Here is a 9,387-nt window from a genome sequence, read left to right as displayed (position 1 = left end):
ACGTCACTGACACCATCGACACCTCGACGGTGAAACTGACCGCCACCGAAACCGCTGCTGAAGGGGGCACCGTCACCTACACCGCGACTGTTGGTGCGCCAGTGACCGGTTCGCCTGTCGTCGTGACCCTGGCCAACGGTCAGAGCATCACCATCGAAGTCGGCAAAACCACCGGCACCGTGTCGACCACCGCACCGAACGACGTGCTCGCCGGCCATGCACCGCTGACCAACGCGATCACCAACGTCAGCGGCGGCAACTACGAAAATCTGGTCGCCGACAAAACCCCGGTCAGCACCACCGTGACCGATACCGTCGACACCACCACCGTTTCGCTGACCGCCACCGGCAACGTCAATGAAGGCGGGCAGATCGTCTACACCGCGACGCTGACCAACCCGGCCGGCACCCCGGTGACCGTAACCCTGAGCAACGGCTCGACCATCACCATCGACGCCGGCAAGACCACCGGCACCGTGACCGTTCCTGCGCCTGCCGATGACGTCTACAAAGACGCCGGCAAAGTCGAAGTGACCATCAAGGAAACCACCGGCGGCAATTTCGAAAACCTGGTGGCCAATCCGTCGCCAGCGGTGACCAACGTCGCCGACACGATCAACACCACGCACCTGACCCTCAGCGCTGAAAGCTATGTGCTCGAAGGCACCTCGATCACTTACACCGCGACCCTGACCAACGCCGCGCAAACGCCGGTGACCGTCAACCTGAGCAACGGCCAGACCATCACCATCGAGGCTGGCAAAACCAGCGGTTCGGTGACCATCGCGGCGCCGAGCGATGACGTGTACAAAGACGTCAGCAAGCTCACCGTGACCATGACCGATGCCACTGGCGGCAACTTCGAGAAGCTCGACGTCAGCAAGACCCCGGTCAGCACCACCGTCAATGACACCGTCGACAAAACCACGCTGACCCTCAGCGCCAGCGACACCGTCAGCGAAGGTGGCCAGATCACCTACACCGCGACCTTGAGCAACCCGGCCGGCACCGCCATGACCGTGACCCTGGCCAACGGCGCGGTGATCAACATTGCCGCCGGCGCCACCAGCGGTTCGGTGAATTTCGCCGCGCCTGCCAATACTCCGTACATCGACGGCGGCAAGGTACAGACCGCGATTGCCAGCCACAGCGGCGGCAATTTCGAGCTGGTCGATGCCAACCGCTCGGCCGTGGTCACCACCGTCACCGACACGGTCGACACCACCAATATCAGCCTGAGCGCCACCGGTTCGGTCGCCGAGGGCGGCTCGATCGTCTACACCGCAACGCTGACCAACCCGGCCGGCACGGCCATGAGCGTGACCCTGAGCAATGGCGCAGTAATCAACATCGCCAAGGGCGCGACCACCGGCACCGCGACCGTCGCAGCACCGGCCGATGACGTCTACAAGGACGCCGGCAAGGTCGATGCGAGCATCACCAAGACCACGGGCGGCAACTTCGAAAACCTAGTGGTCGACAAGACCCCGGCCGTCACCGACGTGACCGACACCATCGATAACAGCACCGTTTCCCTGACTGCCACCGCCAGCACTACTGAAGGCGGCGTGGTGGTTTACACCGCTTCCGTGACCGCGCCAGTTACCGGCGCACCGGTTGTGGTGACCCTGTCCAACGGCCAGACCATCACCATTCCGGTCGGCGCCAGCAGCGGCAGCGTCAACTTCACCGCACCGAACGATGCCCTCGCTGGCGGCAACACGCTGAGCGTGAAAATCGACGGCACCAGCGGCGGCAGCTACGAAAATCTCGTGGCCGACAAAACCCCGGCCGTGACGTCGGTCACCGACACCGTCGACACCACCAACCTGACGTTGAGCGCAACCGGGTCTGTGGCTGAAGGCGGCTCGATCGTCTACACCGCGACCCTGACCAACCCGGCAGGCACGCCAGTCACCGTGACCCTTTCCAACGGTTCGGTGATCACCATCGAAGCAGGCAAGACCACGGGCACCGTGACCGTTGCTGCGCCAGCCGATGACGTCTACAAAGACGCCGGCAAAGTCGAAGTAACCATCAAGGACGCCACCGGCGGCAACTTCGAGAACCTCGTTCCGAGCACCACGCCTGCGGTCACTGACGTCACCGACACCATCGATACCACAACCGTCAAACTGACGGCCGACACCACCGTGGCAGAAGGTAGCACCGTCACTTACACGGCGACCGTCGGTGCCCCCGTGACCGGTTCGCCTGTCGTGGTGACGTTGGCCAACGGTCAGAGCATCACCATTGAAGTGGGTAAAACCACCGGCACCGTGACCGTCACCGCGCCGAACGATGCGCTGAACGGTCAGGCGTCGCTGAACACTTCGATCACCGGCGTCAGCGGCGGCAACTACGAGAACCTCGTGGCCGACAAGACACCGGTTTCGACCAGCGTCACCGATACCGTCGACACCACCAACCTGTCCCTCAGCGCCACCAACTCGGTCGCCGAGGGCGGTTCGATCACCTACACCGCGACCCTGACCAACCCGGCTGGTACTCCGGTGACCGTGACGCTTTCGAATGGCTCGGTGATCACCATCGAGGCCGGTAAAACCACCGGCACCGTGACCGTTGCTGCGCCTGCCGATGACGTCTACAAGGACGCCGGCAAAGTCGAAGTGACCATCAAGGACGCCACCGGCGGCAACTTCGAGAACCTGGTGCCAAGCACCGTTCCAGCCGTGACCGATGTCACCGATACCATCGACACCACCACCGTGAAGCTGACCGCTACCGAGTCGGCTGCTGAAGGTGGCACCGTCACCTACACCGCCACTGTTGGCGCTCCGGTAACCGGTTCGCCAGTCGTGGTCACCCTGGCCAACGGCCAGAACATCACCATCGAAGTCGGCAAAACCACCGGCACCGTTACGACGACCGCACCGAACGATGCGCTGAACGGCCACACGCCGCTGAGCAACGCGATCACCGACGTGAGCGGCGGCAATTACGAGAATCTGGTTGCCGACAAAACCCCGGTTTCGACCACCGTCACCGACACCGTCGACACCACCGATCTAACGCTGAGCGCGACCGGCACCGTGGCCGAAGGCGGTTCGATTGTTTACACCGCGACGCTGACCAACCCGGCCGGCACGCCGGTGACAGTGACTCTGTCGAACGGTTCGACCATCACCATCGAAGCGGGCAAAACCACGGGCACCGTGACCGTTGCGGCGCCAGCCGATGACGTCTACAAAGACGCCGGCAAAGTCGAAGTAACCATCAAGGATGCGACTGGCGGCAACTTCGAGAACCTGGTGCCGAGCACCACGCCTGCCGTGACCGACGTCACTGACACCATCGACACCTCGACGGTCAAACTGACCGCGACCGAGTCTGCTGCTGAAGGTGGCACCGTCACTTACACCGCCACTGTCGGTGCTCCGGTGACGGGCTCGCCTGTGGTCGTGACCCTGGCCAATGGTCAGAACATCACCATTGAAGTGGGTAAAACCACTGGCACCGTGACCACCACTGCACCGAACGATGCGTTGACCGGGCATGCGCCGCTGACCAACTCGATCACCAACGTTTCCGGCGGCAACTACGAGAACCTCGTTGCCGACAAAACCCCGGTCAGCACCACCGTGACTGACACCGTCGACACCACCAACCTGTCGCTGACGGCGACCGGCGCGGTGAACGAAGGCGGTCAGATCACCTACACCGCGACCCTGACCAACGCTGCTGGTTCGCCAGTTACCGTGACCCTGAGCAACGGCTCGGTGATCACCATCGAGGCCGGTAAAACCACCGGCACCGTGACTGTCGACGCTCCGAAAGACGACGTCTACAAGGACGCCGGCACTGTTGAAGCGACCATCAAGGGCGCGACCGGTGGCGACTTCGAAAACCTCGTCACCAGCACTGTCCCGGCCGTCACTACCGTCAACGACACCATCGACACCTCCACCGTGTCGCTGACTGCCACCGCCAACGTCGCCGAAGGCGAAACCGTGGTGTACACCGCCACCGTGACCGCGCCAGTGACTGGCACGCCGGTTGTAGTGACTCTGTCCAATGGCCAGACCATCACCATCGCCGTCGGTGAAACCAGCGGTTCGGTAAACTTTGTGGCACCGAACAGCCCATTGGCCGGCGGCAGCTCGCTGAGCGTGACCATCGACGGCGCCACGGGCGGCAACTACGAAAAACTCGTGGTCGACGGCAAGTCCGCCGACACCGCGGTTTCCGACACCACTGACACCACCAACCTGAACCTTACGGCGACCGACTCGGTGGCCGAAGGCGGTTCGATCGTTTACACCGCAACCCTGACCAACCCGGCCGGCACGCCGGTGACCGTGACCCTTTCGAACGGCGCGGTGATTACCATCGAGGCCGGCAAGACCACCGGTACTGTGACCGTTGCGGCGCCAGCCGATGACGTCTACAAGGACGCCGGCAAAGTCGAAGCGACCATTGCGACCGCTACCGGTGGCAATTTCGAAAACCTGGTGCCGAGCACCGTTCCAGCCGTGACCAACGTCACCGACACCATCGACACTACCACCGTCAAACTCACCGCGACCGAGTCGGCGGCTGAGGGCGGCACTGTTACTTACACCGCGACAGTGGGCGCGCCAGTGACCGGTTCTCCGGTGACCGTGACCTTGGCCAACGGCCAGAACATCACCATCGAAGTCGGCAAAACCACCGGCACCGTGACCACCACTGCACCGAACGACGCGTTGACCGGCCATGCGCCGATCAGCAATGCGATCACCGGCGTCAGCGGCGGCAATTACGAGAACCTGGTAGCGGACAAGACCCCTGTTTCGACCAACGTGACCGACACCGTCGATACCACCAATCTGTCGCTGACCGCGACCGGTTCCGTGGCCGAAGGTGGCTCGATTGTTTACACCGCAACACTGACCAACCCGGCCGGCACCCCGGTGACCGTGACCCTTTCCAACGGTTCGGTCATCACTATCGAAGCGGGTAAAACCACCGGCACTGTGACGGTTGCGGCGCCAGCCGATGACGTCTACAAAGACGCCGGTAAAGTTGAAGTGACCATCAAGGACGCCACGGGCGGCAACTTCGAGAACCTCGTTCCGAGCACCACGCCTGCGGTAACTGACGTCACTGACACCATCGATACCTCGACGGTCAAACTGACCGCCACCGAGTCTGCCGCTGAAGGCGGCACCGTCACTTACACCGCCACCGTCGGCGCGCCGGTGACCGGTTCGCCAGTCGTGGTGACCTTGGCCAACGGCCAGAACATCACCATCGAAGTCGGCAAAACCACCGGCACCGTGACCACCACTGCACCGAACGACGCGTTGACCGGTCATGCGCCACTGACCAACGCCATCACTGGCGTCAGCGGCGGCAACTACGAAAACCTCGTGGCCGACAAAACGCCGGTCAGCACCAACGTGACCGACACCGTCGACACCACCAATCTGTCGCTGACCGCGACCGGCTCCGTGGCCGAGGGTGGTTCGATCATCTACACCGCGACCCTGACCAATGCCGCTGGCTCGCCAGTGACCGTGACGTTAAGCAATGGCGCGGTGATCACCATCGAAGCCGGCAAAACCACGGGCACCGTGTCTGTTCCAGCGCCTGCCGATGACGTCTACAAGGACGCGGGCAAAGTCGAAGCAACCATTTCGACTGCTACTGGCGGCAACTTCGAAAGCCTGGTGCCGAGCACTGTTCCTGCGGTGACTCAGATCACCGATACCATCGACACGTCGACCGTGAAACTGACGGCCGATACCTCGGTGGCTGAAGGCGGTACCGTAACCTATACCGCTACCGTGGGTGCACCAGTCACCGGTTCACCGGTTGTCGTGACCTTGGCCAACGGTCAAAACATCACCATCGAAGTCGGCAAAACTACCGGCACCGTAACCTTCACTGCACCAAACGACGCGTTGACCGGTCACGCGCCCGTCACCAACTCGATCACCGGCGTAACCGGTGGCAATTACGAGAACCTGGTGGCCGACAAAACTCCGGTTTCGACCAACGTCACTGACACCGTCGACACCACCAACCTGTCGCTGACCGCAACTGGCACCGTCGCCGAAGGTGGCCAGATCACTTACACCGCAACCCTGACCAACGCTGCCGGCTCGCCCGTCACCGTGACCCTGAGCAATGGCGCGGTAATCACCATTGAAGCGGGCAAAACCACCGGCACCGTGACCGTTGCAGCGCCAGCCGATGACGTCTACAAAGACGCCGGTAAAGTCGAAGTGACGATCAAGGACGCCAGCGGCGGCAACTTCGAGAATCTCGTTCCGAGCACCACGCCTGCGGTCACCGACGTCACCGATACCATCGACACCTCGACGGTCAAACTCACCGCCGACACTTCGGTGGCTGAAGGCGGTACGGTCACCTACACCGCCACTGTTGGCGCTCCGGTGACCGGTTCGCCTGTGGTCGTGACCCTGGCCAACGGCCAGAACATCACCATCGAAGTCGGCAAAACCACCGGCACCGTGACCACCACCGCGCCGAATGACGCGTTGACTGGTCACGCGCCCGTCACCAACTCGATCACCGGCGTAACCGGTGGCAATTACGAGAACCTGGTGGCCGACAAGACCCCGGTTTCGACCAATGTCACTGACACCGTCGACACCACCAACCTGTCGCTGTCCGCGACCGGTTCTGTGGCCGAGGGCGGTTCGATTGTTTACACCGCGACGCTGACTAACGCCGCTGGCTCGCCAGTCACCGTGACCCTGTCGAACGGCGCCGTAATCACCATCGACGCGGGCAAAACCACGGGCACCGTAACTGTCGCAGCGCCGGCCGATGACGTTTACAAAGACGCCGGCAAAGTCGAAGCGACCATTTCGACCGCCACCGGTGGCAACTTCGAAAACCTGGTACCGAGCACCGTTCCGGCCGTCACTAATGTGACCGACACCATCGACACCACCACCGTCAAATTGACCGCCACCGAATCGGCTGCTGAAGGTGGCACCGTCACTTACACCGCCACTATTGGTGCTCCGGTCACCGGTTCCCCAGTCACCGTGACGCTGGCCAACGGTCAGACCATCACCATTGGTGTTGGCCAGACCACCGGCACCGCGACCACCACCGCACCGAACGACGCATTGACTGGTCATGCGCCGATCACCAACGCGATTACCGGTGTTACCGGCGGCAACTACGAAAATCTCGTGGCTGACAAAACCCCGGTCAGCACCACTGTGACCGACACCGTCGACACCACCAACCTGTCGCTGTCCGCGACCGGTTCTGTGGCCGAAGGCGGTTCGATCGTCTACACCGCGACGCTGACCAACGCCGCTGGTTCGCCAGTGACCGTCACGCTGAGCAACGGCGCCGTCATCACCATCGACGCGGGCAAAACCACTGGCACCGTAACCGTCGCAGCGCCGGCCGACGACGTGTACAAAGACGCTGGCAAAGTCGAAGCGACCATTTCGACCGCCACCGGTGGCAACTTCGAAAATCTGGTACCAAGCACCGTACCTGCTGTGACCAACGTCACTGACACTATCGACACGACCACCGTGAAACTGACGGCCACCGCGACGGCGGCAGAGGGCGGCAACGTCGTCTACACCGCGACCGTCGGCGCTCCAGTGACCGGCTCGCCGGTTGTCGTGACCCTGTCGAACGGTCAGACCATCACCATCGGAGTTGGCCAGACCACCGGCACCGCGACCACCACTGCGCCAAACGACGCATTGACTGGCCACGCACCGCTGACCAACTCGATCACCAACGTCAGCGGCGGCAACTACGAAAACCTCGTGGCCGACAAGACGCCGGTCAGCACCACTGTGACCGACACGGTCGACACCACTAACTTATCGCTGAGCGCGACGGGCTCGGTCGCTGAAGGCGGCTCGATTGTCTACACCGCAACGCTGACCAACGCCGCTGGTTCGCCAGTGACCGTGACCCTGTCGAACGGCGCCGTGATCACCATCGACGCCGGTAAAACCACTGGCACCGTCACCGTTCCAGCACCAGCCGACGACGTCTACAAAGACGCCGGCACCGTGCAGGCGACAATCAGCACCGCCACCGGTGGCAACTTCGAAAACCTGGTGCCGAGCACGACTCCGGCTATCACCAGCGTCACCGACACCATCGACACCACCACCGTGAAGTTGACGGCAACGACCACTGCGGCAGAGGGCGGTAACGTCGTCTACACCGCGACTGTCGGCGCTCCGGTCACCGGTTCCCCAGTCACCGTGACGCTGGCCAACGGTCAAACCATCACCATCGGAGTTGGCCAGACCACCGGCACCGCGACCACCACCGCGCCTAACGACGCATTGACTGGCCACGCACCACTGACCAACGCCATCACCAACGTCAGCGGCGGCAACTACGAAAACCTCGTGGCCGACATAACGCCGGTTTCGACCACTGTCACCGACACCATCGACACCACCAACCTGTCGCTGTCGGCGACCGGCACCGTGGCTGAAGGTGGCCAGATCACTTACACCGCGACCCTGACCAACGCCGCTGGCTCGCCAGTCACCGTGACCCTGAGCAACGGCGCCGTCATCACCATCGATGCGGGCAAAACCACTGGCACCGTGACTGTTGCAGCGCCAGCCGACGACGTTTACAAAGACGCCGGCAACGTTCAGGCAACGATCAAAACCGCGACCGGTGGCAGCTTCGAAAACCTCGTCACCAGCACAACTCCGGCTGTGACCAGTGTCACCGACACCATCGACACCACCACCGTGAAACTGACGGCGACAGGCACGGCGGCTGAAGGCGGCAACGTCGTCTACACAGCGACTGTCGGTGCGCCGGTGACCGGCTCGCCGGTTGTCGTGACCCTGTCGAACGGTCAGACCATCACCATCGGAGTTGGCCAGACCACCGGCACCGCGACCACCACTGCGCCAAACGACGCATTGACTGGCCACGCTCCGTTGACCAATGCCATCACCAATGTCAGCGGCGGCAACTACGAGAATCTCGTCGCCGACAAGACGCCGGTCAGCACCACCGTCACCGATACCATCGACACCACTAATCTGACGCTCAGTGCGACAGGCACCGTGGCCGAGGGCGGTTCGATCGTCTACACCGCGACATTGACCAATGCCGCTGGCTCGCCAGTCACCGTGACCTTGTCGAACGGCGCAGTGATCACTATCGAGGCCGGCAAAACCAGCGGCACCGTGACCGTTGCAGCGCCAGCCGACGATGTCTACAAAGATGCCGGCCCTGTGCAGGCAACGATCAGCAGCGCCACCGGTGGCAATTTCGAAAACCTGGTGCCAAGCACGACGCCGGCCATCACCAGCGTCACCGACACCATCGACACCACCACCGTGAAGTTGACGGCAACGGCTGCAGCGGCAGAGGGCGGCAATGTCGTCTACACCGCTA

General features: G+C 62.7%; 1 protein-coding gene. It reads left to right on the top strand.

Annotated features, from left to right (window positions below; genetic code table 11):
- Positions 1 to 9,387: immunoglobulin-like domain-containing protein (locus tag EJA70_RS01235; protein WP_371924488.1), on the top strand; the 9,387-nt coding region annotated here is incomplete at both ends.

This window comes from Pseudomonas sp. PB103, assembly GCF_009764635.1.
Lineage (GTDB): Bacteria > Pseudomonadota > Gammaproteobacteria > Pseudomonadales > Pseudomonadaceae > Aquipseudomonas.
The sequence above is the reverse complement of the archived record's forward strand: the minus strand, read 5'-3'. Positions and strand labels throughout refer to the sequence as shown.